This window comes from Streptosporangium lutulentum, from assembly GCF_030811455.1.
GTDB classification, from domain to species: Bacteria; Actinomycetota; Actinomycetes; order Streptosporangiales; family Streptosporangiaceae; genus Streptosporangium; species Streptosporangium lutulentum.
Window position 1 is genome coordinate 1,775,048 of the sequence record NZ_JAUSQU010000001.1, and the last position, 25,260, is coordinate 1,800,307.

The 25,260-nt window shown below is 69.7% G+C and carries 24 protein-coding genes and 1 tRNA gene; 15 read left to right on the plus strand and 10 right to left on the minus strand.

Annotation, left to right across the window (positions count from 1 at the left end; all coding sequences use genetic code 11):
• The first annotated feature begins 33 nt into the window (after positions 1-33).
• Both J2853_RS07385 and J2853_RS07390 read left to right on the plus strand, forming a co-directional pair.
• The gene (locus tag J2853_RS07385; RefSeq protein WP_307556215.1) at positions 34-201 is read left to right on the plus strand and encodes a hypothetical protein; all 168 of its coding nucleotides are present in this window, start codon (positions 34-36) and stop codon (positions 199-201) included.
• 350 nt (positions 202-551) lie between these two features.
• Complete coding sequence (locus tag J2853_RS07390; protein ID WP_307556216.1) at positions 552-1,742, plus strand: hypothetical protein; 1,191 nt, start codon at positions 552-554, stop codon at positions 1,740-1,742.
• Positions 1,743-1,876: 134 nt separating this feature from the next.
• On the opposite strand, the gene selD is transcribed toward J2853_RS07390, so the two are convergent.
• The 3 genes from selD to J2853_RS07405 form a co-directional block, all read right to left on the minus strand.
• Positions 1,877-2,941 carry a selenide, water dikinase SelD gene (selD, locus tag J2853_RS07395; protein WP_307556217.1) on the minus strand — a complete coding sequence of 355 codons (1,065 nt, stop codon included), beginning with the start codon at positions 2,939-2,941 and terminating at the stop codon, positions 1,877-1,879.
• A 310-nt stretch (positions 2,942-3,251) separates the two neighbouring features.
• Entirely contained in the window at positions 3,252-3,524 is a 273-nt protein-coding gene (locus J2853_RS07400) for a GlsB/YeaQ/YmgE family stress response membrane protein (RefSeq protein ID WP_307556218.1), read from the minus strand.
• Between the two features lie 294 nt (positions 3,525-3,818).
• On the minus strand, positions 3,819-4,382 hold the full coding sequence (locus J2853_RS07405) for a hypothetical protein (protein ID WP_307556219.1): 564 nt from the start codon (positions 4,380-4,382) through the stop codon (positions 3,819-3,821).
• Between the two features lie 463 nt (positions 4,383-4,845).
• Here J2853_RS07405 and J2853_RS07410 point away from each other — a divergent pair, with 463 nt between their 5' ends.
• Positions 4,846-5,097 carry a helix-turn-helix transcriptional regulator gene (locus tag J2853_RS07410; RefSeq protein ID WP_307556220.1) on the plus strand — a complete coding sequence of 84 codons (252 nt, stop codon included), beginning with the start codon at positions 4,846-4,848 and terminating at the stop codon, positions 5,095-5,097.
• Positions 5,094-5,648, plus strand: a complete 555-nt coding sequence (locus J2853_RS07415) for a hypothetical protein (RefSeq protein ID WP_307556221.1) — start codon at positions 5,094-5,096, stop codon at positions 5,646-5,648. The genes J2853_RS07410 and J2853_RS07415 overlap by 4 nt, the downstream gene beginning before the upstream one ends.
• Before the next feature lie 415 nt (positions 5,649-6,063).
• Here the strand turns inward: J2853_RS07415 and J2853_RS07420 are convergent, their stop codons facing one another.
• Both J2853_RS07420 and J2853_RS07425 read right to left on the minus strand, forming a co-directional pair.
• Positions 6,064-6,930 (minus strand): NADPH-dependent F420 reductase, encoded by an 867-nt coding sequence (locus tag J2853_RS07420; protein ID WP_307556222.1) that lies wholly within the window; start codon positions 6,928-6,930, stop codon positions 6,064-6,066.
• Positions 6,813-7,298, minus strand: a complete 486-nt coding sequence (locus J2853_RS07425) for a MarR family winged helix-turn-helix transcriptional regulator (protein WP_307556223.1) — start codon at positions 7,296-7,298, stop codon at positions 6,813-6,815. The genes J2853_RS07420 and J2853_RS07425 overlap by 118 nt, the downstream gene beginning before the upstream one ends.
• 367 nt (positions 7,299-7,665) lie before the next feature.
• Here J2853_RS07425 and J2853_RS07430 point away from each other — a divergent pair, with 367 nt between their 5' ends.
• Complete coding sequence (locus J2853_RS07430) at positions 7,666-8,646, plus strand: TIGR03619 family F420-dependent LLM class oxidoreductase (RefSeq protein WP_307556224.1); 981 nt, start codon at positions 7,666-7,668, stop codon at positions 8,644-8,646.
• Between the two features lie 223 nt (positions 8,647-8,869).
• Here J2853_RS07430 and J2853_RS07435 read toward each other — a convergent pair whose 3' ends face one another.
• Positions 8,870-9,133: a hypothetical protein gene (locus J2853_RS07435; protein WP_307556225.1), complete on the minus strand. Its 264-nt coding sequence runs from the start codon at positions 9,131-9,133 to the stop codon at positions 8,870-8,872.
• A 195-nt stretch (positions 9,134-9,328) separates the two neighbouring features.
• Between J2853_RS07435 and J2853_RS07440 the strand changes: the two genes are divergently transcribed.
• On the plus strand, positions 9,329-10,057 hold the full coding sequence (locus J2853_RS07440; protein WP_307556226.1) for a DUF8817 family protein: 729 nt from the start codon (positions 9,329-9,331) through the stop codon (positions 10,055-10,057).
• A 114-nt stretch (positions 10,058-10,171) separates the two neighbouring features.
• Here the strand turns inward: J2853_RS07440 and J2853_RS07445 are convergent, their stop codons facing one another.
• On the minus strand, positions 10,172-10,558 hold the full coding sequence (locus tag J2853_RS07445; RefSeq protein ID WP_307556227.1) for a winged helix-turn-helix transcriptional regulator: 387 nt from the start codon (positions 10,556-10,558) through the stop codon (positions 10,172-10,174).
• A gap of 94 nt (positions 10,559-10,652) precedes the next feature.
• On the opposite strand from J2853_RS07445, the gene J2853_RS07450 reads away from it, so the two are divergent.
• Positions 10,653-11,318, plus strand: a complete 666-nt coding sequence (locus tag J2853_RS07450) for an NAD(P)-dependent oxidoreductase (RefSeq protein WP_307556228.1) — start codon at positions 10,653-10,655, stop codon at positions 11,316-11,318.
• Between the two features lie 115 nt (positions 11,319-11,433).
• Here J2853_RS07450 and hemE read toward each other — a convergent pair whose 3' ends face one another.
• Complete coding sequence (gene hemE / locus J2853_RS07455; protein ID WP_307556229.1) at positions 11,434-12,552, minus strand: uroporphyrinogen decarboxylase; 1,119 nt, start codon at positions 12,550-12,552, stop codon at positions 11,434-11,436.
• A gap of 356 nt (positions 12,553-12,908) precedes the next feature.
• Here hemE and J2853_RS07460 point away from each other — a divergent pair, with 356 nt between their 5' ends.
• Positions 12,909-14,426: a DUF1996 domain-containing protein gene (locus tag J2853_RS07460; RefSeq protein WP_307556230.1), complete on the plus strand. Its 1,518-nt coding sequence runs from the start codon at positions 12,909-12,911 to the stop codon at positions 14,424-14,426.
• 156 nt (positions 14,427-14,582) lie between these two features.
• A tRNA-Sec gene (locus tag J2853_RS07465) sits at positions 14,583-14,678 on the plus strand.
• Positions 14,679-14,756: 78 nt separating this feature from the next.
• Here J2853_RS07465 and J2853_RS07470 read toward each other — a convergent pair.
• A complete protein-coding gene (locus J2853_RS07470) occupies positions 14,757-15,596 on the minus strand; it encodes an alpha/beta fold hydrolase (RefSeq protein WP_307556231.1) in 840 nt (279 codons plus the stop codon).
• Positions 15,597-16,017: 421 nt separating this feature from the next.
• On the opposite strand from J2853_RS07470, the gene J2853_RS07475 reads away from it, so the two are divergent.
• The 6 genes from J2853_RS07475 (at position 16,018) to fdhA (ending at position 23,681) form a co-directional block, all read left to right on the plus strand.
• Entirely contained in the window at positions 16,018-17,361 is a 1,344-nt protein-coding gene (locus tag J2853_RS07475; RefSeq protein ID WP_307556232.1) for a PP2C family protein-serine/threonine phosphatase, read from the plus strand.
• A gap of 405 nt (positions 17,362-17,766) precedes the next feature.
• A complete protein-coding gene (locus tag J2853_RS07480) occupies positions 17,767-18,141 on the plus strand; it encodes an STAS domain-containing protein (RefSeq protein ID WP_307556233.1) in 375 nt (124 codons plus the stop codon).
• Between the two features lie 180 nt (positions 18,142-18,321).
• A complete protein-coding gene (locus tag J2853_RS07485) occupies positions 18,322-18,744 on the plus strand; it encodes an ATP-binding protein (protein WP_307556234.1) in 423 nt (140 codons plus the stop codon).
• A gap of 108 nt (positions 18,745-18,852) precedes the next feature.
• Positions 18,853-20,133 carry an L-seryl-tRNA(Sec) selenium transferase gene (gene selA / locus J2853_RS07490; RefSeq protein ID WP_307556235.1) on the plus strand — a complete coding sequence of 427 codons (1,281 nt, stop codon included), beginning with the start codon at positions 18,853-18,855 and terminating at the stop codon, positions 20,131-20,133.
• Entirely contained in the window at positions 20,133-21,935 is a 1,803-nt protein-coding gene (gene selB / locus J2853_RS07495; RefSeq protein ID WP_307556236.1) for a selenocysteine-specific translation elongation factor, read from the plus strand. The genes selA and selB overlap by 1 nt, the downstream gene beginning before the upstream one ends.
• A gap of 522 nt (positions 21,936-22,457) precedes the next feature.
• A complete protein-coding gene (gene fdhA, locus J2853_RS07500) occupies positions 22,458-23,681 on the plus strand; it encodes a formaldehyde dehydrogenase, glutathione-independent (protein WP_307556237.1) in 1,224 nt (407 codons plus the stop codon).
• Between the two features lie 155 nt (positions 23,682-23,836).
• Here the strand turns inward: fdhA and J2853_RS07505 are convergent, their stop codons facing one another.
• Complete coding sequence (locus J2853_RS07505; protein ID WP_307556238.1) at positions 23,837-25,189, minus strand: GH1 family beta-glucosidase; 1,353 nt, start codon at positions 25,187-25,189, stop codon at positions 23,837-23,839.
• Positions 25,190-25,260: the final 71 nt, after the last annotated feature.

Consider the following 25,260-nt stretch of genomic DNA (forward strand, 5'->3'; position numbering starts at 1 on the left):
GGTGAACGGATGCCGATCGAAGGAGACATCGCGATGATCGCGAAACGAGCCACCGCCCCCCTGACCGCGTGCGTCGCCGCGAGCGGGCCGCCCGCCCGTCCCACGGCCATGTCCGGCCGGCCGGCACCGGCCCGCGCCTGCCAGGTGACCACCGTGCGCCCCGGGGGCGCGCGAGGTCACCGGGCAGTGGCGGGCGGGTAGCCGCGCATGGTTCGCATCCCCCGCCCCAGACGGCGTCCGCCGGTCGACGGTGAAGAACCTCGGATGCACGGCGCGCCCCGGATCCTGCGAGGGGAGGCGCTGATGATCGTGGTGCTGACGGTCCTCACCGTGGCCGAGATCACCCGCCCGCCGCCGCTTCGGCCGTAAGGATTTCGGCACCGAGCGGGCTTTTCCATCGGGAATCTTTCCAGCGGGAAACAACGAACCGCCGGGCCGGGGCGGGCATCGGCGCGCGTGCCGCGGAAGTCTCCGCCGCCGATGGCCGCTGAGCGATCCGCCGGACGTTTCCAAGTTCTTCCGCGATCCATCCCGATAAGAGGTGTTAAGACATGCTGCTGGCCGATGGGACACAGACGCTGGGACCCGCGCTGGAAGGAGCCTTCCCCGGCGCCAATGCCGGCGCCTGGGCCGCGGTGCTCCTGGTGTCGCTGTCCACGCTCGCCGGGGCGTGGCTGGCCCGGCGCAACTCGGCGAAGGTGACGGTGTGGCTGGCGATCGCCTCGGCGATGATGCTGATCACCGCCCTGGCCGACCTGCTGCCCGACGCCTGGCGAGACGCGGAAGAGAACGGGGTTCCCCTGTGGGGCGTCGGGCTGGCCATCGCGTTCGGCTTCACAGTGATCACTTATTTCACCCGCAGGGGCTGCGGGCACGAGGGGGCCGGATCGGTCAAGGGCAGGCACGCGCTCGGCCTGCGCCACCGCGCCGAGGAAGCCGTCGACGTCGCCCTGTTCGGCGGCATGGGTACGGCGGCCGCCCTCACCCTGCACCGGACGATCGAGGGCGCGACCCTGGCGCTGACCGCCTCCACCGTGGTCGTCATCGCCCTCATGGTCCACTCGGCCGGCGAAGGGCTGGCCCTGGCCGCGCTTCTCGACATGGCCAAGCAGCGCCTGGCCCCGTGGCTGGTGGTCTCCTGCGCGGGCCCGGCCGTCGGCGTTCTGCTCGCCACCGTCGCCCCGCTGCCCGGTCAGGTCGTGCCGATCCTGCTCGGTGTGGTCACCGGCGTCCTGCTGCGCGCCGCGATCGTCGGCTTCAAACTCGCCGCAGCAAAACAGGAGAACGGACGCCTGTCCAAACGCCACCTGACCATCGCGGCGGGCGTCGCCGTCACCGCGGGCGGCCTTCTGGTCACCAGTCACGGCATGCCGGGTCAGGACCACTCGCGAACCGAGCCGTCACACCACGTCGCCGACGGGGACACACCCGGCTCGCCCACCCCCGTACCCCCTCACCGGACACCGGCCCCGCAGGCGCGGACCTCCGCGCAGGCCCCACTGACCCGGGCCCAGCTACGCGCGGCGGTGGCCGCCGAGCGGATGAACCTGGTCGGCGTGTTCGCCCGCACCGACGACACCACGAAAAACGTCCAGATCAGAGGCATCCTGCGCGCCCTGCCCGGCTACGGCGCCGCTGAGATCGCCAACCTGCTGGCGGCGGGCGGGATCGACGCCGGACGTCGCGTCGGGGAGTTGACCGAGCGGCAACGCCGGTACCTGCTCAACGCCGTCACCGGTTGACTCCGGCGGTCGCGGGGGAGGACGTCGCCGCCCCCCGGAGACCTGGAGACACCTTTGGGACCTGGAGACCTCGAGGATCGGGAGAGCTCGGGAATCCGGAGGTCCCGGGAGCCGGAAGACCGGTCCGGGGTGGTTCAGCGCAGCCGCAGGGCCGGCCCGTCCAGGGGGACGAGCTCGCCGACGACCGGGGCGCCGGGGATCTCGCCCACCACCAGCAGGCCGCCGGAGGTCTGGGCGTCGGCGAGCAGCAGCAGGTCCTCCTCGCCGAAGCGACCCGGGTCAAGGTGCGGCTCCACCCAGGCCAGGTTGCGGCGGGTTCCGCCGCTGACGTAACCGGCCCGCAGGGCCTCGCGCGCCCCCTCCAGGTACGGCACGGCCGCCACGTCGACCACCGCCGTGACGCCGCTCGCCCTGGCCAGCTTGTACAGGTGACCGAGCAGGCCGAACCCGGTCACGTCCGTGGCGCACCCGGCACCGGCGGCGAGCGCCGCCCGGGAGGCGTCGCGGTTCAGCGTGGTCATCGCGGCGACGGCCTGCGGGAAGACCTCGCCGGTCGCCTTGTGCCGGGTGTTGAGCACGCCGACGCCCAGCGGCTTGGTCAGGGAGATCGGCGCCCCCGCCCGCCCGCCGTCGATCCGCAGCAGCCGTCCGGGGTCGGCCAGGCCGGTGACGGCCATGCCGTACTTGGGCTCGGGATCGTCGACGCTGTGGCCGCCCGCGACGTGGCAGCCCGCGGCCCGCGCCACGTCCAGACCGCCGCGCAGCACCTCCTTCGCGAGCTCCAGCGGCAGGATCTCCCGGGGCCAGCCGAGCAGGTTGACCGCCACCAGCGGCTCCCCGCCCACCGCGTAGACGTCGGACAGGGCGTTGGCCGCCGCGATCCGTCCCCAGTCGTAGGGGTCGTCCACCACGGGCGTGAAGAAGTCGGCCGTGGCCACGATCGCCCGGCCGCCCTCGATGCGGACCACGGCGGCGTCGTCCCCGTCGTCCAGCCCGATGATCAGCTCGCCGGCGGGGGAGGAGAGAGGGGCCCGGCCCTCCGCCCCGTCCAGGAGACCCGCGACGACGGCCTCCAACTCTCCGGGCGGGATCTTGCAGGCGCAGCCGCCTCCGTGCGCGTACTGCGTCAGCCGGAGACCCCGCGGCCCCGATGGGGCGGGGCTCGTCGAGGCCCCCGGCTTCGCCGCCGTTCCTGCCATGTCGCATCCTCCCCGATGGCGAGCGGCGCGCCGCCGTCCGGCGTGCCGACTCCGAGCCCTACCCCGTCACGCGTGAATTCTCTCCCGGAGGCGCCCGGTCATCCGCCCCACCGGCAGGCCGTTGTGAGGACGAGGAGGCGCCCGGGTTGCTCACCACACCGGAAATCACCGGTGCGTCAGGTCTGGGGGCACGATCAGCCGGGGAGCTTTCGGCCGTGAAAAGCCGCGGGCCTCGCCCTGTCGGTCAGGGCGAGGCCACCGCGAGCACCGCGTGCTCATCGTGCCGGTGCGCAGGAGTCGGTGATCGCGTTTATCGGACGCCGCGCCTGCCGTACAGGCTCACCGCGGCGATCACACCGACCGCGGCGACGGCGACCTGCAGGATCAGTTCGATCCAGTCGATGCCACCGGTGCTGGCCACGCCGAGGGCACTGGCGATGGCGGTGCCGATCAGGGCGGCGACGATACCGATCACGATGGTCAGCCAGATCGGAATGCCCTGGCGCCCAGGCACGACCAGCCGGCCCAGTGCACCGATGACGGCTCCGATGACGATGGCGATGATGATGCCGGTGATTGTCATGTCCCACTCCCTATCTGTTCGCTCGACTGGCGGGCCCTCTGCCCGGGCACACAGGCACCACACATCACAAAACGATCAAAAGCCGGCGACCGATGACGACGGCTGTCCCGTTGGGGTCCGGCGGGAGCGGACCCCCGGGATCGCGTCCCGCGTCACCGCGCGGCTCATTCGCGGGCCTGCCGCCCGGCCACGTGGAAGTAACGGGGCGGCAGGCCCGCGAACGAGTCGGCCTGCCGCCCGGGCACGTGGAAGTGACTGGACGAACTGCCGAAGCGGTCCACCCTGCCGGCCGGTTCAGGCCGAATTTAGAATCTCAAAGCGTTCAGCCATACCTGTGAACAGGAGATCGTCCTCTTCGGGGATGAAAGAGCCGCAGCCGAGAGTGAAACGTACGTCGTCGTGGACGACGAAGTACTGGCGGACGGCCCAGACCCGGCCGGCGTCGTGTTTCGCACAGTCCAGCCGGGTACCGGTTCGCTCGGCGATCCGGGCGTCGGCGATGTGGAAGTCGCGGAATCCCGCGGCCTCAAGTACTGCCTGAACCTCTTCGGCGACCTCGGCCGCCGTCCATCGTGGCCGTGGGAGCCCGCGGAAGACGGTGAGGTTGTGCCGGCGGTCGGCGGGGTCGCCGAATCGGGCGGTCTCCAACGGGCTGTTTCTCAGGTTCGGAGGTCGTTCGTCCCAACCTTGCGGGACGTGGACGGCGTAGCCGAATTCGGGTTTTTCGATGCGCTGCCAATGCACCACGTGCTCCTGGGCGTCGATGCGTCGAAGGTGCCTGAGTGCAGCGGTGTAGGACTCTCCGGTACGGCGGGCGCGTTCACGGACGCGGTGCTTGAAGTGCTTGTTCGCTGTCATCAGGCCCTCGACACCACGAAACTCGACCCTCGGCGAAGAGCCCGTGGCGGGCGGATGACCAGCGATCCGAGGAAACCTGTCCCCTTTGCCTCCGCCGAGCGGCCCTGCCGGGGAGGGCCGAAGGAGGTTGGGCGGTGAATCAACGCCCGGTCCAACGATAACGCTTCGCGGACGCTCGCCGTACCTCGCTCACCGTAGGGACCGCGCTCCGCTCCTCCGGGGTGACGCGACGACCGCGTCCGAGGATGGCCGGCGCTTGCCGCCCGTCCAGTCCGTACTTCTTCGCCGCGCTCGGTCGCCCGTCGTCGGTGGGCCGCAGCCGACGTGCACCTGCCTCAAGCGCCGGCTTGTCCGCGGCGGCGAGCGAAGTCCGCGGTATCCCGGCATGTGCTCCGTTGTGATACTTGCCAGAGTGTTGCTTATACGCAATGCTTTGATTGTGGCAGGCAAGGATAAGCCAACGTTGTACAACCGACTTGCGGTGTTGCGGGCGGAGCGGGGAGTGTCCCGGGCCGAGCTGGCGGCGGCGGTCGAGGTGAACCCACAGACCATCGGGTTCCTGGAGCGGGGCGACTACGGCCCCTCGCTCGACGTCGCCCTGAAGATTTGCGAGTTCTTCGAGCTGCCGGTCGAGGCCGTCTTCTCCCGCCGCCCCTTCGAGCCGATGTCGCACCAGCTCTACACCTCACCACGCCGAACGGGAGAGACGCCATGAGCGATGCCGCAGGCCGCCGCAAGATAAGGGAACTGCTGGAGGACCTGAAGGACACGACGCCGGAGGAGCGCCGCGAAGTGGTCCGCGCGTACCACGCGGGGGTCATCGCCGAGGGGCGGTCGCGGCCCGTGCCACGGTGGCTTGAGCGCACGCCGGTCCGCCGGTCGCTCGCCGTGCTGGTGGCCGCCCCGGTGGTCGCCGGCGCGGTAGCCGCGTTCATGACCGTGTCCATACCGTCTTCAGTGATCGGCTTGGCGGGCATAGCGGTCTATCTGGCGTCGTGGCTGCTGCTCCGTCGGGCGACCAGGCAACTGGCGGAAGTGCCCGACAGCGCGCTGGACGAGCGGGAAGTGGTGGAACGCGCCGAGGCGACGCGTACCGCGTACGTCCTGCTGATCTGGCTGATGTTCCTGCTGACCGTCACCGCCGTCGCCGACTCCCGCTGGATCGATTTGGAGTGGGAGCCGCTGCTGCTGGGCGCGCTGATGACCGCGACCGGCCTGCCGATGGCCGTCGCCGCCTGGCGATGGCGCGACCTGGACGATGAGTGATCACTGCCGCACCGTGAGCAGGGGTGCCGTCAACGGGCCGAGGAACGATGGGCCGTCATTGGCGGTACGGGCTCAGTCCGGGAGCGGCCGTAGTGTGGCCGTCGGCTCGAAGAGGCGGTCCAGGTGGTAGTCGATGATCGCGGTGGCGGCTCCGTTCGTCATGCTGAACCGCGGCAACGGCTGACTTCGGATCGCGAGGGGGCCGGGATGCCCGATGAACCGGTCGACGCGATCCGGATGGTGCTCGGGCCTGATCTGTCCGCGTGCTGGGGCCGCGGACAGGACATCGTGATGCGGAGACACCGGACGCTCATGAGGTTCAGGGCGGTCAGCCGGTTCCTCGCAGGCGACGTCGGCCAGGGCCGCGGCGCCGGTGCGATTTTTTGGAACCGTCCGCGATCGCTACTGAGATTCTTTACAGGCCGAGGAGCCGCGGCAGGCGTGCGACCGCGCGGACAAGGGCGACCATGTCGTCACCGTGCGCGTCGGGCCAGGTGCTGACGATCGGGAAGACCATCTCCCGGCGCAGGCGGTCGTTCTCCCGGTCGGCCAGATCCAGCGCCCTCGTGAGCTGTTCGCCCGTCAGCTCGGTGCAGTAGGCGGGGGAGCCTGGCTGGATACGCCAGGAGTCCTCGATCGGTCCCGCGTCCACGGCGTCGAAGCCGGTGTCGTCGATCAGATCGCTGACGGTTTTCTTGGCCGCGGGGTCGGTGCCCGCCACGGGAATGGCGAGACGGCCGGGGGTGCCCTTCGGCGCTCCCTTGTTCTCGAGCGTGTGCTGGGTGAGGGCGTTCCAGGCGCGGATGACAGGGCGTCCGAGGCACTCTTCGACCCAGACGCTTTCGGCCTGCCCGTTCTCGATGGCGTCGATCTTTCCGTCGCGGAAGGGGTAGTAGTTGGACGTGTCGGCGATCACCACGTGGTCCGGCACACGGTCGATGAAGGGCTTGAGGTCGGGGACCTTTCCGAGCGGGGTCGACAGGATGAGTACGTCGACGTCCTGACCGGCGTCGGCGGCGGCTACCGCGGTCGCGCCGGTCTCCGTGGCGAGGTCCGTGATCGTCTCGGGCCCTCGTGAGTTCGCCACCCGGACTGAATGTCCAGCCTTCGTCAGCTTGCGAACCAGGTTGGTCCCGATTGCGCCCGTTCCGATGATTCCGATTTTCACTGCTGTCTTCCTTTCGTGTTGGCTGAGGATTTTGTCGTCGAGAAGTCGTCGTGACGGACGAGCCTGTCGACGATCTCCCTGACCTTGTCGAGGTCGAAGTCGGGCACCTGACACAGCGCATCGACCTGTTCGCCGACCCTCCAGACGTCTTCACGGATGGCCTGGCCGGCGGGGGTGAGATCGACGAGCACGCGGCGCTCGTCTCTGGGGTCGCGCGTCCGCGTGACCATGTCCGAGGCTTCGAGCCGCTTGACCAGCGGTGTGATCGTGCCGGTGTCCATCCCGAGTTTCTCGCCGAGTTCGCCGACAGAACGTGGTGTGCCGCAGTACAGCACGAGCATCACCAGATACTGGGGGAACGTCAGGCCCAGGGGTGCGAGGTAGGGCTTGTGGGCTCGGGCCATGCGGTTCGCCGCGCCGTAAAGAGTGAAGGAGAGCTGCCGGCCGACCGATCGACGTGAGTCCTGGTCCTGCTGTGTCATGCCGTCCCCTCATCATCCGGACATACTCTGAAATATTTCCTAGCGCGTTAATATATAGCGCACTAGATAAAAGCTGTGGCACACCCCCCGGTTCCTGCCGGGTCAGCGTGCCGCGAGAGTCCGCCTGTTGCTCCTCGTAGCAGCGCGGCAGCCGAGGGGGATGTGCCGGTTCGCTCCGCGGACTCCCCGATTCTCACGTGCTCAGGCCTGCGCCCTTGACCTTCACATCAACGTGAGTGTTCAAGACTTGACGTGCGGGCTGAGAGCAGCGGAAATCCGCACTCTGCCTGGAAAGCAGGGATGTCTCTGCGGCTCGGCTCAGTTCCCGCGGTGGCCACGACAATCACGACCACATCGGAGGTCTCCAATGAGACTCGGACTTCGTCTGCCCCAGAGATTGGGAGTCGACCTACAACACGACCTGGTCGAAGCGGCCAGAACGGCCGAAGCGGCCAGAACGGCCGAAGCGGCCGGATACGCCAGCTTGTGGACGTACGAACTGCTGCTCTTCCCGGAGACGCCCGTCGAACCGTACGCTCCGCCGGACGTGCCGTGGCCGGAAAGCGGGCGGCAGGCCGCCGACCCCCTGGCGGTCCTCACGGCAGCGGCGGTGGCGACCGAAGAGGTGCGCCTCGGTACCGCCGTTCTGATCGCCGCGCTCCACACACCCGTCCAGCTGGCGAAGCAACTGGCCACGATCGATCAGATCAGCGGCGGCCGCGTGATCGCGGGTATGGGCGTCGGCTGGTCCACCGACGGATTCCAGGCCGCCGGCGCCACCCGAGCGGATCGCGGCCGTTTCCTCGACGAGACGCTGGACGTCTTCGACGCCGTGTGGGGGCCGGATCCGGTGACCTTCCGGGGTCCTCGCGTCGTCATCGACAACGCCTCGGTCCTGCCCAAGCCCGTTTCGAAAATCCCCGTGATGCTCGGCGGCGGTGCCAGCAACCTGGGCCGCGGCACCAGCTCCAATGCTCTGCGGCGCATCGCCGAACGCGCGGACGGCTGGCTGCCGCTACTCACCACACCCGGGCCGGCCGGAGCCGCAGAACTGCGCGCGAGCTGGGACCGCATCCGGCACATGGCTTCCGAGTACGGCCGGGACACGAGCCGGATGGAGATGGTCGTGGTGGGAAACGTCACCTTCACCGACCGTCCGGCAGGACCTGACCGATCGGCGTTCGCCGGCACCCTCGACCAGATCATGGATGACATCCACACGGCCGCGGAGGCGGGCGCGGACGAGCTGATCGTGGATTTGAATCTGCAGGACTGGTTCACCGGCACCCGGCGGATGCTTGAGACGGCGGTGGAGATCCGTGCGCGAGCCGTAGCCGCCGGTGTTTGACGCCTGCGCCCGCCTGGCTCTCACCGACTTCGGCGTCTGAAAACGTGTTTGAGAGCTGATCATCGGCTTCAGGGGGCCCGTTCGCGTGGGCGCGGTCCGGGCCACTGGACGGGGTGTCCCCAGGGGATGCGCCGCGGCAGCGTGCTGATCGCCGCCCACCGGACCGTCGCCTCGCTCGTCGGTGCCTGCCGCTCATGGTCGCGGGCCGGCCGCCGGTGCGGCGTCAGCCAGGTCGGCGCCCGCTCGACCTGAGGCGTGGTGCCTCGATGTTCTCGACCATCTCGGTGTGCCCACCCGTTTGAGGAGAGATCGGCCGCTCGGCCGCCAATTGAGCGAGGGCAAGCAGCAGGAGTTCGCTGCTGGACCAGTCGGCGCGGTCGCCGCGGCCCAGTTCCACCACGCGCCGCATGACCTCATCGGGGGCGAAGCCCAGCGTGGCGGCGATGCGTTTGGCGGCATGCAGAAGTTCATGGTCTCGGGCCGTCATGGGGTGACCTACTCTTCGGTGCGGCTCCGGCGGGTAACGCCCTCGGCGAAGATCTGGCCGAGCTTGTCGTTGGCGTCGAGCCTACAGACCACCACAGATGACGTCCGGTGGCGTGAGCCGGGCCCTTGGAGCGATCCATATGCGAGTTTCGCCGAAGGGTGCAAGCATCGCCGGACGATCTGAAAGGTGAATGACTTGAGTGAGCCCGCGGTTCGGCCGAACGAGACGACGGTGCCGTTGATGCCGTGCGCGTCGGTGGAGGAGACCCTGACGTTCTATGAGGCGCTGGGATTCGAGGCGACCTACAAACAGAGCAAGCCCTATGTATATCTGGCGCTGCAGTGGAGCGGGTTCCAGCTGCACTTCGGCCCGGCGCCCAAGGGCCTGGATCCGGCCCGGGAGGAGTCCGGAGGCTGCCTGGTCATGGTCGACGCCGTGGCGCCGTACCACGCGGCGTTCGTCGCGGCGATGCGCCGGGTCTACGGGAAAGTGCTGAGTTCCGGCCTCCCGCGGATCACCCGTTACCGGCCCGGCGCGTCCCGGTTCACGCTGATGGATCCGTCTGGAAACTCGATCATATTCATCCAGAACGAGGAGCCCGCCGAGCTGGAGTATGGCGGCTCGAAGAAGCTGAAGGGTCTGGCCAGGGCGCTCGACAACGCCCGGATCCTGCGCGAGTTCAAGAACGATGATCTGCAGGCCTTCCGCGCGCTCAAGTCCGCGGTGCGCAGGCACGGCGCGGACGCCGCGGTGGTCGAGCGGGCCATCGCCCTGTGCCACCTCATCGACTTGGCCATGGTCCTCGGCGAGCCCATCGATCCCTGGCTCACCGATCTGCGCGGTCTGGAGCTCACCATCGACGACAGGCAACGCATCGAGTCGGAACTCGGGCATCTCGCCGGACTTCAGGAGTGGCTCCCCTAAGCTTCGCTTTCAACATGGTTCCGGCCTCGGCGTCCACCGCTGAGTGGTCGAGCAGACAATCGCTCTGCTGCACCGGTTCCGTCGGCCACGCATTCGCCGGGAGTGACACCGGTCCTATCTCAGCAGGCGCGGGCCCGGTGCCGCGTCGTGTCCCTGGCGTGCTTGAAGCAGCGCGGGGAGGTGATCTTTGCTCCAGGCGCGGGCGGCCTCGATGAGGGTCAGCAGGCTGCGTCCCAGCGGAGTCAGTTCGTACTCGACTCGGGGTGGGTTCTCGTCGTAGGCGGTGCGCGTCACCAGACCATCGCGCTCCATCGCCCGCAGGGTCTGGGTGAGAACCTTCGGGGTGATGCCGCGTAGCGGGCCCTTGAGCTCGTTGAATCGTCGCCGGCCTCCTTCGAGGCAGAGCACGACCATTCCGGTCCACTTGTCGCCGATGTGAATCGGCATGGCGCTGGACGGGCACACGGGGTCGAACATCTCCGGGTCCAAGGGCTCGGCCATGAACGCGAGGCTATCCCAGTATCGTTGAGGTAACCAGTATCTGCTGGATACCGTCTCGTCCTGGACGCGAAATACGCAGCCAGAGGGGAACGGTATGAGCAGCATCGTCATCTTCGGAGCGGGCGGCCGGGCTGGACGGGCCGTCACGGCCGAGGCGCGTGGCCGTGGGCATCAGGTCATCGCCGTGGTCCGGGAGCCGGCCAAGTACGGTGACCTCGTGGCGGAGGGCGTCTCGGTGATGCAGGGCGATGTCACGGACGCAGAACGAATCTCCTCGATTGTTCGCGGCCACAAGGCCGTGATTCACGCGGTAACGCCATTCAACGGGCCGGAACAGGGTTTCGCCGACCTCGACCCGGAATTCTTCGTCAAGGCCGCCGACGCCCTGCTTCACAGCCTGGCCGAAACGGGTGTTCCCAGGCTCCTGGTGGTGGGTCTGTTCGCGAACCTCAAAGACGCCGACGGGCGTCCGGTGATGGACGACCCTTCGGTCTTCCCGGCGGAGATCCGGCCGTTCGCCGCGGCGCACACCGCCGGCCTGGACCGGCTCAAAGCGCAGGACGCGGTGGTCGACTGGCTCATGCTCACCCCGCCCGCGCGGCTGGAGTGGGACGGCCTCAGAACGGGCCGCTACCGACTCGGGGGAGAGACCGCGCCGCCGGCATCGGCGCATCTGTCCTACGCAGACCTCGCGGTGGCGATGATCGATGAAATCGAAACGCCGCAGCACCACCGCACCCGCGTCTCGGTTTTCACCTGAGCAGTACCAACCAGGCGACCGACCGGACAGGCCCTCGCCCACACCCAACAGGAAGCCCCAGGCCAGACCCCCGGTAGGCGGCGCACACGAGCCGACGCCGACGTGTTCAGGCTCTCTACCGCGTCAAAGCTGCGGACCAGGACCGTACCTGCTGGGCGAGAGCGGCCACATGCTCGGGGGGTGTGGTCTTGACGATTCCGTGTCCGAGATTGAACACGAACGGGCCACCACCAAGCGCGTTCAGGATGCGGTCTGTTTCCGCGTGGAGCGCAGGCCCGCCCGCGACCAGGAGCTGGGGGGCGAGGTTGCCCTGCACGCACCGGCCGAGCTCGTGCTGCACCTTCTGCGCGGCCCACTCCACAGGTACTGTCGAGTCGAGCCCGACGCAGTCCACGCCGGTCGCCTCGGCGAAGCCGTTGTAGGCGAGCCCCGCGCCGCGCGGAAAGGCGATGATGGGAACACTCGGATGCTTCGCCTTCAGCGCCGCGACGATGGCGGCGACCGGCGTGACGCACCAACGCTGGAACAGCGGGTCGGGGAGTATTCCGGCCCAGCTCTCGAAGAGTTGGATCGCTTCGGCACCCGCCTGAATCTGACGGTCCAAGAACTCGATGATGGCCGCCGTGAGCAGGTCGATCAGGGGTTGGAACCCCTCCGGATCGCTCAGCGCCCACTGCTTGACGATGGAGTGCTCTGAGCCGCCGCCGCCGCGCCCTTCGACCATGTAAGTCGCGACCGTCCACGGCGCACCGGCATAGCCGATCAACGTGACCTCGTCAGGCAATGCGCGAGTGAGTTGTCTGACGGTCTCATAGATCGGGGCCAGTTCTTCGTGCAAGCGGGACGCGCTCAAGAACTCGGTGATGTCCGACGTCGAACGGATCGGGGGCGTGAGGACGGGGCCGTCACCGACCCGGTACTCCAAGGTCTGCCCCAACGCCGCCGCGATCTGGGGAAGATCTGCGAACAGGATCGCGGCGTCGAGCGTGAAACGGCGGAGCGGTTGCAAGGTGACCTCGACCGCATGCTCGGGCGAATTGCACAGCCCCACCATCCCGCCCGCAGCCTCGCGGACGTCGTGGTACTCCGGCAGATAGCGTCCGGCCTGCCGCATGAGCCAGATCGGTGGTCGCTCGGTGCGCTCGCCCGCAAGCGCACGCAACAGCAGCTTCTTCGGCCGCGCCTCACCCGCCACGTGATCGACGTCCGACTCTTCCCGTATATCGACGCCCACGCTCTTCCGTCCTGTCCGGATACACGAGCCCCAACCAGCCCGATCAGCACACGCACCCCTACAAGTGAAGGTGCGCCACCAACCTACCTACGCCCACCACCTGGAACGGTCAGAGCACGGTCGACAGACCGGTGATCGACAACACAGCGACGTGACGGGGCCTGTGGAGGCGCGGTTCGGTCGGTCTTCTGACCGGGAGACGGGCCCAGGCGCGGGACGGACAACAAAACGTTCTGAGATTTTCCGAAGTTTTTGTTATCCACCCGTGGCCTGCGGGTCTCCTATGTAGCGGCGCTCACACGCGCCGCCAGACGTCCCCTCCATGACTTTCCAACATGACAAGGACTTCATTCACTATGAGTACAACCGCCTCGCGCGGCATACGAGCTGGACGCGCGTCCGTCGTACGTCAGGTCCGCCGCTTGTCGCTGGCCGGTGTTCTCGTCGGCCTTCTGGGCACCTCCGTGGTGAGCGTCGCCTCCCCGGCCGCCGCGGCCGAGGTGCCCCTCTCGCAGGGCCGTAACGCCGTCGCCTCCTCTGCGGAGCGCGGTGACCTGTCGGGCGCAGCCGCCGTCGACGGCAAGACCAGCACTCGCTGGTCCAGCAAGTTCAGCGACCCGCAGTGGCTCTCGGTCGACCTCGGCAAGTCCACCGCGATCAAGAAGATCGTCATCAACTGGGAGAACGCCTACGCCAAGGCGTTCCAGATCCAGACCGCCGCCGGCGGCAACGGCCCCTGGGAGACGGTGTACAGCACCACGGCGGGCAAGGGCGGCGTCCAGACCGTCAACGTGTCGGCCAACGGCCGGTTCGTGCGGCTGTACACGACCAAGCGGTCCGGCCAGTACGGCGTCTCGCTGTGGGAGTTCCAGGTCTTCGGCACCGGCTCGGGCACCTCGAACCCGCCGGCCACGCCGAAGCCCAGCACCACCCCGACCACCCCGGCCACGCCGAAGCCCAGCGGCACCCCGACCACGCCGACCACGCCGAAGCCCAGTGCCACCCCGACCACTCCCACGCCTGCCGGCGGCTGGGTGCCGGTGAACCAGGCCGAGTGGAAGAAGACCCTGGACGCGTACAACAAGGTCGCGCCCGAAGCGGTTCCCGCGGGAATCGTGCGAGTCCCCGAGTTCCAGACCAACTGCGAAGTCGCCAACGAGGCCAAGGACGACCCGGTCGTGCTGCCCGGCCTGGTCGGCGCCTCCCACATGCACACCTTCTTCGGCCCGAAGGTGAACGCGAACACCACGGTGGACGACCTCTTCGCGAGTCCCACGAACTGCGACGCTCCCGGGGACCACAGCGCCTACTGGGCGCCGACCCTGCTGCGTAACGGCAAGACGGTCCCGATGAAGAACTTCCGCGTGTACTACGGCTCCCGACTCAAGGACCCGTCGACGGTCAAGCCTTTCCCGCCGGGCCTGGTCATGGTGCAGGGTGACGCGAAGCGTCAGGTCGCGACGCCGAAGGGTGCCTCCGGCCAGTTCTGGTGCGCCGGCAGCGCCGAGACCGGCCGCAGCGCCGACGGCAACTGGCCCGTCTGCGCCCCGGGTGGCAACCTGATCTACCAGCTGACCTTCCAGGACTGCTGGGACGGCAAGAACATCGACTCGCCCGACCACAAGTCGCACATGGGTCCGGCCAAGGACGGCGCCTGCACCGGCGCCTACCCGGTCGCGGTCCCCAACCTCTCGTTCATGCTCGGCTACGACTCCCTCGGCGGCAGCGGCCTGTCGCTGTCGTCGGGCCTGCCGTCCTCGATTCACGGTGACTTCATGAACGCATGGAAGCCGGAGAACCTCGGCGCGCTCGTGAAGGTCTGCATCAACGCGAAGGCCAAGTGCGGCACCACGCCGGGCTGGAAGAAGAACTAATCAATCCACGCATTACGTGCCGTGCCGGTGATCCCGCGAAAAGCGGGATCACCGGCACGGCATGCGTAGTTGTGATCGATCAACGGCCGCGCCGCCCGGTACGCCACGTCGGCGCAGATGCCCTGGCTTTACGCGGTTGCTGGTAGGTTCTCGCGCGGAGGTGTCTGGGCGCCTGGTGGCCCCCGCGGTCTTCAAAACCGACGAGGCCGAGGTTCTCGGCCTGGCGGGTTCGATTCCCGTCCGCCTCCGCCACCGGAGAGGCGATACGCGCGGTTCGGCCTGGACAAGGCGGCCGGTCGGCGTTCGACCGGCTCCCTCGCGAGGCGGCCTTCAGCCCAGGAACGTCGCGGCCGTCGTCACGAACCGGCCGGCGTCGTCGACCCACGGACAGTGGCCCGCCTCCGGTTGAACGACGAACTCGGCGTTCGGGAACAGCGCGGCGTATTCGGCCACGACGCTCGGGGGAGAGTTCAGGTCGGTCTCTCCGGCGAGCAGCAGCACCGGTGCGTCGAACGTGGCGAGTGCCGTGCGAGTGGCATCCGGGTCGTAGGCGCCCTCGGAGCCGAAGACGGCCGCGGCCTCGTCGTTCCGGCGGCCGTTCTGAGCCGCCTGGTGGGCCTGTGCCGCCGCGTCCCATCGGCCGTAGAAGAAGGGATCGATGGCATCCCAGCTGTCGTCGGTGGCCGTGCCGGCGACGATCGCCTCAAGAGCCGCGATGGCCGGACCGAACCAGGGCTCGTCCTTGCGGAGCCGCGCGGTTTCAAGCCGGGCCTCCCCGGTGACCGCGAGGCCGACGGCGAAGACGCTGGGAGTGACCAGCATGAGCTTGCCGACGCGGTCGGGGTGACGGGCCGCGTAGAGGACCGCGAGGTTCACGCCGGCGGAGTGCCCGAGCAGGTCCATGCGGTCGAGACCGAGGTGGACGCGCAAGGCCTCGAGGTCGTCGACGAGGCGGTCGCAGCGGTAGGAGGTAACGTCCTCCGGTATCGCGGACCGGCCGGTGCCCCGAGGATCCACCATGATCAACTGCCGATGCGCCGACAGGCCGCCGAGTTCGCCGAGATAGGCGGAGTCCTGCATCGGACCGCCCGGCAGGCAGATCACCGGGGGGCCCTCGCCGAACTCGTGGTAGGCGAGGCCGGTTCCGTCGGGTGCGGAGAAGACATGCATGGCGGGGATCCTGGCAGCGGTGTTTCGGCGAGGGCAACCGATTATCCCCGCGGACCACGCTCTTGACGGACCACGCCATCGACGGACCACGCCGTCGACGGACCACGCTCTCGACGGACCACGCTCTCGACGGGTCACGTCCTCGGCGGGGCATACGGGAAGGAGCCCATCGGCGGGGCATTCGCCCCTGCTCGATCGTGCCCCGCTCGCACAGGAGGAGAGCGGGCGGCGGGGCGGCTCACACCCCCACATGATCGCCAGATGTCTGCCGTCATATCGGCGATCACGAGGGGTGGGCGAAATCCTTTTACGTGCGCAAAGATGGTCATCTGCTCGGTTATGCCGCTTACAGTTCTTCCAATCGGGTATCGGTCGATGTCTGGTTCGTCGAGGTGGACGGATCCAAGGAAACAGGAAGCGTGTGACGAAGCGTTCAACGGCGTTCAAGCAGCCGGCCGATCTGCCGCCGGAGGTGTTCGATCCGGCGCGGCTGGCGGCCGTGCGTGCCACGGGCCTGTTGGACACCGGTCCTGATGAGGTGTTCGATGAGTTCGCCCGGCTGGCCGCGGCGGTGACCGGAGCGCAGCGCGCGTTCGTGACGGTGGTCGACGATCGGCGCTCGTACTGGAAGAGCGTGATCGGTGCGGGCGAGCTGTCGATCGCCGAGCGCCAGAACTGCGCCGAGGACAGCGCGTGCCACGTGGTGGTGGCCACCGACGCGCCGGTGATCGCCGAAGACGCGGCCCGTGATCCGCGTCTGGCCGGGATCGGTGGCATCGTCCAGATGGGGGTCGGGGCGTGGGCGGGCTATCCCATCCACGCGCCGGGCGGCGAGGTGCTGGGCACGTTGTGCGTGGTGGACTCCGAACCCCGGGCGTGGACCGCGTTGCATGTGGAGACCTTGGCCGCGCTGTCGCGGGCGATCACCGCCGAGATCCGGCTGCGTGACGCGCTGAACCGCTCCGAACGTCAGATGGTGGCGTTGCGGGCCTCGGCCGAGGTCTCCGCCGAGCTGGCGCGCACGTTGCAGGAGAGCCTGCTGCCGCCGCTGCTGCTCAGTCCTCCCGGTCTGCAGGCGGCCGCGGCCTACGTGCCGGCCGAGAGCGGGGTGTCGGTGCTGGGTGACTTCTACGACCTGTTCGCGGCCAGCGGCTCGCGCTGGTGCGCGTTGCTGGGCGATGTGAGCGGCCACGGCGTGGAGGCGGCGAAGATCACCGCGCTGGCCCGCTACACCGTGCGGGCCGACGCGCCTCACCATAACTCCCCCAGCCTGGTGCTGGCCCAGCTCAATGCCGCCCTGCTGGCCCAGCGCACGTCGGGCGGGCAGTTCCTGACGGCCATCTGCGCGATCTTCCGTCCCGACCACGACGGCGTCACCGGGTTGCTGTGCACGGCGGGGCACCCCTCGGCGCTGATCCGCCGCCGCGACGGGAGCGTGCAGGAGGTCCGCTCGAACGGCGCGCTGCTGGGCCTGTTCGACGACCCCGGGCTGAGCAGTGTCCGTTTCACCCTGCTGGCCGGCGACACCCTGCTGTTGTACACCGACGGCATCACCGAGGCCCCCGCTCCCGGCGGGGAGTTGTTCGGCGAGGAACGCCTGCGCCTGCTGCTGTCCGGCTGCGAGCGGATGAACGCCTCGGCCGTCGTGGCCCGTATCCGGGACGCGGTTCTGGCCCACGGCGGCCCGGAGCCGCGCGACGACGTGGCTCTGCTGGCCCTGCGCGTTCCCCTGCCCGAGGAGTTCGACCCGGCCGGAACGCCCTGACCTCCTCGGGTCCCGCGTGGCGTACCGAATGAACGCGGACATTCGAGGACGCCGCAGCGCCTTCGGCGGGACGGTTCGTGGGTGGCGGCCCCTGCTCGTCCGCTTCGGGATGAATTCCCATTCGAACGGCGGCGATAGGATAGATATCTGTTTTTATTTGTGGCGGTTTTTCTGGTTATTGTCCATAGGTGGGTTCCGTAGCGGAAGATCGAGGTGTCCGGTGACATTGGTGCAGGCCCGGCGGGTCGAACCGGTGGCTGGAAAACAGCCGGCGGCCGTGCGCCGATATCCGATTGCCCGCATCTCGTCCGCTGGAGCGTTCGACGACGGGAGCGGTCGCGGGTCCGGCCTGAGCGATGACGCCGCCGCCCTGGCCTCCTCGTCCTCCTCACCGAAGGTGTTCTCATGACCGCTGCCGTCCGGTTCACCCTGCATCCCGACGCCACCGTGCCGCACACCCTCATCATGGCGTTGAGCGGTGAGCTGGACTACGACAACGCCGACGTCCTGTGTGAGCGGATCACGGCCCTGTTGACCGGCGAATATCAGCGTCTGGTCCTGGACCTGTCCGGGCTGACGTTCTGCGACTCCACCGGGATCAAGGTCTTCCTGGCCCTGCGCACCCTGATCGACGAGCGCAGCGGGGCGATCGCGCTGACCGACCTGCATCCTCGCCTGGACAAGGTTTTCCAGATGACGGGATTGGGGCAGTTGTTCGCCGTGTATCCCGCCCGCGCCGACGCCCTGAACCTGATGCGCGCTCAGCCGAGCGCTCCGTAGCCCGTGGGGTCGCATCGCCGAGGCGCCGGTGGAGCACTTTCGTCGGCCCGCCGATGATTGAGCAGCCTGGGATGGGTATGGGCCTGTTGTGCATGTTCGTCAATAAAGCCCTGATTCTGGTAGGCGAGTCGGTAGCCCCCCGGTGAGATCCAGAGACGGCGCTCACACGAGAGGGTATGCGTGAACACCGACCGGGGAACGCACTGGCCGATCACCGACGACCTCGCCGCCCTGAGACAACGGATCCGCCGCTACGCGACCCGGGCGGGCCTGACCGGAACGCGTCGCGAGGATCTGCTGCTCGCCGCCAACGAGGCCGTCATCAACGTCCTGGAACACGGCGGCGGAGTCGGCACCGTGACCCTCTGGCACGACGAGCGAGGGCTGAGCGTCGAGATCACCGACACCGCCGGTCTGCTCGCCCCCCACGACGTTCACCGCGAACGTCCCGTGCCTCGCGCGGACCGGGGCTTCGGACTGTGGCTGATGGGCCGGCTGTGTGATGAGTTCACCATCAGGCAGGAGGCCGGACGATCCCACGTCCGGCTCCGGATGCGCCTGCGCTCCGCCGGTGCCCTCCAGCCCGGAGGCCACGGCGCGTAGGCGGTGCGGCCGTGCGCGCTGAGACATCCGCCCCGGGGTTCGCGGCCCGGCGGGTGCGGTTCCCGTCCGCCTCCGCTCTATTTTCGAAGGGTGAACTCACGAAGGCACGTGCCGCGCACAGACGTCGTGCTCGCCGATCCACGACTGGTCGCGGCGGAGGGACGGCTGGGACGGGCCGTCGTCAAGGAAGCCGTGGCACAGGCACAGCAGCGGGTACGGCAGGGCGGTCTCGGCCCCGAGGAGGTCGCGGACGCGGCGGTGGCGGCGCTCCCGCCGTACGCGGCGAGCCTGCGACCGGTGATCAACATGACCGGCGTGCTGGTTCACACCAACCTTGGCCGGGCGCCCCTGTCGGCCGCCGCGACGGAGGCGGTGGCCGCCGCGGCGGGTTTCGCCGACGTGGAGTTCGACCTGGCCACCGGGGCCAGGGCACGCCGGGGGCGGGGCGCGATGGACGCGCTCGCGCGGGCCGTACCCGCCGCCGAGGACGTGCACGTGGTCAACAACAACGCCGCCGCGCTCGTGCTGGCCGCCACCGTGCTCGCCGCCGGGCGGGAGATCGTGGTCAGCCGGGGCGAGCTGGTGGAGATCGGGGACGGCTTCCGCATTCCCGACCTGCTCGTCTCCACCGGCGCGAGGCTGCGCGAGGTGGGCACGACCAACCGCACCTCGTACGCGGACTACCTGGCGGCCGTCGGGCCCCAGACGGGCTTCGTCCTCAAGATCCACCCATCCAACTTCCGGGTCGAGGGGTTCACCGGTTCGGTCGAGGTCGCCGAGCTCGCGAGACTCTCGGAGCTCGGCGTGCCCGTCGTGGCCGACATCGGCTCGGGCCTGCTCGCCAGGGAGCCGCTGCTGCCCGAGGAACCCGACGCGGCGAGCACGCTCAGGGCCGGGGCGGACCTGGTCACGGCCAGTGGCGACAAGCTGCTCGGCGGGCCGCAGGCGGGCCTGCTGCTCGGCCGCCGTGACCTGGTCGAACGATGCAGGCGGCATCCGCTCGCCCGGGCGCTGCGGGTGGACAAACTGACGCTGGCCGCGCTGGAGGCGACCCTGCGCGGTCCCGCCTCCCCGGTCGAGGAGGCGCTGCACGCCGACCCGGTGGCGCTGCGCGAGCGCGCCGAGGCGCTCGCCTCGACGCTGGCCGAGGCCGGGATCGAGGCGAGAGCCGTACGGAGCGAGGCCACGGTGGGCGGCGGGGGAGCGCCCGGCGTGACGTTGCCGAGTGCCGCGATCAGCCTGCCCGAGCGGTTCGCCGTACCGCTGCGGACCGGAGCCGTCCCCGTCGTCGGCCGGGTCGAGAGGGGACGGCTCCTGCTCGACCTGCGGACCGTCCCCGCGGGCCGGGACGTCGACGTGGTGCGCGCGATCATCGAGGTGAGCGGCTGATGCACGTCGTCGCCACCGCGGGCCACGTCGACCATGGAAAGTCGACGCTGGTGCGGGCGCTCACCGGGATGGAACCCGACCGGCTGGAGGAGGAGCGGCGGCGGGGGCTGACGATCGAGCTCGGCTACGCCTGGACGACGCTGCCCTCGGGCGAGCGGCTGGCCTTCGTGGACGTGCCCGGACACGAGCGGTTCCTCGGCACGATGCTGGCCGGAGCCGGTCCCGCGCCCGCCGTCATGTTCGTGGTGGCGGCGGACGAGGGCTGGATGCCGCAGTCGCAGGAGCACCTGGTGGCGCTGGAGGCCCTCGGGGTACGGCACGGCCTGCTCGTGGTGACCCGCTCCGACCTCGCCGACCCCGGGCCCGCCATCGAGCGGGCACGGCTCCGCCTGGCCGCGAGCGGCCTGGGCGAGGCCGAGGCGCTGGCGGTGAGCGGGCGCACGGGTCAGGGACTCGACGAGCTGCGCGGCGCGCTGGACCGGCTGGTGGCCGCTCTGCCCGCGCCCGATCCCGGGGCGCCGGTGCGGCTCTGGATCGACCGGGCGTTCAGCGTGCGCGGCAGCGGCACGGTCGTGACCGGGACGCTGCCCGCGGGCACGGTCGCGGCCGGGGACGAGCTGGCGCTTCCCGGCGGGCCGGTGCGGGTCCGGGCGCTGGAGTGCCTGAAGGAGCAGGTGACCTCGGTGACGGGTGTGGCGCGGGTGGCGCTCAACCTTCGCGGCCGGGTCGTCCCCGAACGAGGCCAGGCCCTGGTCACGCCCGGGGCGTGGACGGACACCGCCCTGATCGACGTCCGGATCTCCCCGGCCGGAGCGACGGGTCCGGGGGGCCGGGGCGGAGACGACCGGCCGCCGCTCACCGCGCACGACCTGCCCAGGCGGCTGACCGCGCATATCGGGTCGGCGGCGGTGGTGTGCGAGGTGCGGCCGCTCGGCGGGGAGATCGTACGGCTGCGTCTGGCCACGCCGCTGCCACTGCACGTGGGCGACGTGCTGCTGCTGCGTGACCCGGGCAGGGAACGAGGCGAGGTGAGGGTGCTCGCCGGGGCGAGCGTGCTGGACGTGCGCCCGCCCGCGCTGCGCCGCAGGGGCGCGGCGAGGGAACGCGCCGCCCGGTTGGCGGCGGCCGGGCCGGACGCGGCCTTCCTGCTGGGCACGCACCGGTTGCTGCGTACGGGTGATCTGCTGGCGATGGGGTGCGCCCCCGGGGGAAGACCGGTGTGCGGCGACTGGCACGCCGACCCGGCGTACTGGTCGGGGCTGGGGGAGCGGCTCGCCGAGGAGGTGCGACGTCACGCCGCGGAGCATCCGCTGGAGCCTGGAATGCCGGTCGAGGCGGCCCGCCACGAGCTGGGCCTGCCCGATCGGCGGCTGGTCGCGGCGCTCGTGAGGGCACCGCTGGCCGTGGCCGACGGGCGGATCGTGTGCGGGCCCTCCGGGCTGCCCGCGCCGGTGGCCCGGGCCGTCGAGCGGCTCGGCGCGGAGCTGTCCGCGCGTCCCTTCCTGGCCCCGGAGGCCGGACGGCTGGCCGAGCTGGGACTGGGTCCGCGGGAGCTGGCGGCGGCCGTACGGGCGGGGGGCCTGCTTCGCGTGGCCGAGGGGATCGTGCTGCTGCCCGGCGCGGACGTCCGGGCGGCGGAGGTGCTCGCCCGGCTGCCGCAGCCCTTCACGGTCAGCCAGGCCAGGCAGGCACTGGACACCAGCCGCAGGGTCGCGGTGCCGCTGCTGGAGCACCTCGACCGGCGGGGGATCACCGAGCGGGTGGACGAGATACACCGGCGCTGCAGGAATAGTAAAAAATGACACCAAATGTCTGTTATAGCCGACAGGTATATGTTTGGCCTTAAAGGGAACCATCGTCTTCGGGGGGAGCGATGGCAGATCATCCACTGAGGAGACCGTCCGCGGAGGCCATTGGCGCGACGCCGCCCATCGCCTCCGGTCCGGGCTCGGCCACCGCCGCGCTCTTCACGGATGAAGGCCGTCCGGGCCACGCGAAAACAGGCTTCGTCCCCCTCTCCGCCGCGGTGATCCTCCCGGGCACGCACATCGATCCGGCCGTCACGACCGCGCTCGCCGCGCGGCGGCGGTCCTCCCGGCGGGAGATCACCGGAAGCCACCGGTCGGCGGCCCGCCTCCCGGCCCCCGCGGACGGCACCGAGCGGACGGCATCGGCGCCGCCCCGGCCGATCGGCCTCCCGATCACATCGAGTCCGGCACGCTTCCGCCCTCCGGGCCGTCGCGGCGGGGGAGGTGATCGCACGACTGCGTGACAGCGGCCAAACGGCCGACCCACAGGCGCTTTCGGCAAGGAAGGACAACGTTATGCCGGGCAACAAGGGTGTCGTCTACGAGGGACCGGGCAAGGTGGAGGTTCACACTCTCGACTACCCCGAATTCGAGCTCAAGGACGGGCCGGGGGTCAACCCCGCCAACGTGGGACGCAAGGTCCCGCACGGCGCGATCGTCAAGGCCGTCGCGACGAACATCTGCGGCAGCGACCAGCACATGGTCCGGGGCCGCACCACCGCGCCCCAGGGCCTCGTCCTCGGCCACGAGATCACCGGAGAGGTCGTAGAGATCGGCCCGGACGTGGAGTTCATAAAGGTCGGCGATCTCGTTTCCGTGCCCTTCAACATCGCCTGTGGTCGCTGCCGCAACTGCAAGGCGGGCAAGACCGACGTCTGCGAGAACGTCAACCCGGACCGCCCCGGCTCGGCGTACGGATACGTGGACATGGGCGGCTGGGTCGGAGGGCAGGCCGAGTACGTCCTGGTCCCCTACGCCGACTGGAACCTGCTCAAGTTCCCCGACAAGGATCAGGCGATGGAGAAGATCCTCGACCTGGCCATGCTCGCGGACATCTTCCCGACCGGCTTCCACGGCTGCGTCAGCGCCGGGGTGAAGCCGGGGTCGACCGTCTACGTCGCGGGGGCCGGTCCGGTCGGGCTCGCCGCGGGAGCCTCGGCGTTCCTCCTCGGGGCCGCTGTGGTGATCATCGGTGACCTGAACAAGGAACGCCTGGAGCAGGCCCGCAGTTTCGGCTGCGAGACCATCGACGTGTCCCAGGGCGACCCGAAGGACCAGATCGAGCAGATCCTCGGCGAGCCCATGGTGGACTGCGGGGTCGACGCCGTCGGCTTCGAGGCCCGCGGACACGGTTCCGACGCGGGCGAGGAACGTCCCGCCACCGTGCTCAACACGCTCATGGAGATCACCCGGGCGGGTGGCGCGCTCGGCATCCCCGGCCTGTACGTGACCGGTGACCCCGGCGCGGCGGACGAGGCCGCCAAGCACGGATCGCTGTCCATCCGGCTCGGTCTCGGCTGGTCCAGGTCGCTCTCCTTCACGACCGGCCAGTGCCCCGTGATGCGCTACCACCGCCAGTTGATGATGGCGATCCTGAACGACCGGGTGCAGATCGCGAAGGCGGTCAACGCCATACCGCTCCCGCTCGGCCAGGCGCCCCAGGGGTACCAGGAATTCGACCAGGGCGCCGCGTCCAAGTTCGTGCTGGATCCGCACGGCATGCTCGCCAGGTTCAGGTAGCCGGCCTCTCCCACGGCCCACTGCCCTCGGGGCGAGCTTCGCGCTCGGCGCGACGGCGTGGGCGCCGCCCACCGGGCATCCGGATCCGTCCGGTTGCCCGGTTGCCCGGTTGAACGCCCCGGGGCCTCACCGGGACGCCGAGGACTCCCGCCCGGTCACGGAAGGGAGAGCTCCCTGCTCTCGCGGATCAGCGCGGCGTACCGGTGACCGCTGGCCTTGACGGTCCTGACTTGGGTGTCGAAGTCGACGTGGACCAGGCCGAAGCGCTTGTCGTAGCCGTAGGCCCACTCGAAGTTGTCCAGGAGCGACCAGGCGAAGTACCCGGCCAGGGGCACGCCCTGCTCCATCGCGCGGGCACAGGCCGCGAGGTGGCCCTCCAGGTGGGCGACGCGCTCGCGGTCGTCGATCACGCCGGCCGCGTCGATCACGTCGGGCCAGGCGGAGCCGCTCTCGGTGACGAAGATCTGCTCGATTCCGTACTCCCGGGTCAGGCGCAGCAGAAGCTGCTCAAGACCGTCGGGGTAGACCTCCCAGCCCATCGCGGTGGTCGTCGCACCGGGCACCGGGACCTGACGGACGTGCGGGGCGGGGCCGGCCGGGTCGTCGGCGATGATCTGACGGAAGTAGTAGTTCAGCCCGTGGTAGTCCAGCGGGGCGGCGATCGTCTCCAGGTCGCCCTCCTGGATGGGCAGGTCGACACCGTAGACCTTGATCATGTCCTCGGGGTAACCGCGGCCTGCGATCGGGTCGAGCCACCAGCGGTTGATGTGACCGTCGGCGCGCTCGGCGGCGGCCCGGTCCTCGTCGCTGTCGGTGGCGGGCTCGCAGGGGCTCAGGTTGTTGACGATCCCGATCGAGGGGGTGCGCCGGGCCGCGGCCCTGATCGCCTGCGTGGCGAGCCCGTGGCCGAGATGCAGGTGGTAGGAGGTGCGCACGGCCGCGGTCAGGTCGGTCAGCCCCGGCGCCATACTGCCCTCGAGGTGGCCGAGCCAGGAGGAGCAGAGCGGCTCGTTGAGGGTGGTCCAGTCGGTGACGCGGTCGCCGAGCGCGCCGGCGACCACCGACGCGTACTCGGCGAAGCGGTAGGCGGTGTCCCGCTCCGGCCAGCCGCCGAGATCCTGCAGCGCCTGCGGCAGATCCCAGTGGTACAGGGTGACGAACGGGCGGATGCCGGCTTCCAGGAGACCGTCGACCAGCCGGTCGTAGAAGGCCAGCCCCTTCGGGTTGACCGGGCCCGACCCCGTCGGGATCACCCGGGGCCACGCCACCGAGAAGCGGTAGGCGTCCACGCCGAGTTTTCCGAGCAGGCCGAGGTCCTCGGGCCAGCGGTGGTAGTGGTCGCAGGCCACGTCACCGGTGTCCCCGTTGTCGATGGAACCCGGGATGTGGCTGAACGTGTCCCAGATAGAGGGCAGCCGGCCGTCTTCCTGGGCCGCGCCCTCGATCTGGTAGGCCGCGGTGGCCACGCCCCAGGTGAAGTCGGGGCCGAAGGCGGACTGCGAATCCATATGTGAGCTCTCCTTGAGTTGACTTCCTTCCCACGCCTGGAGCCCAGAGCCTCCAGGCTGGAAGGATTTAG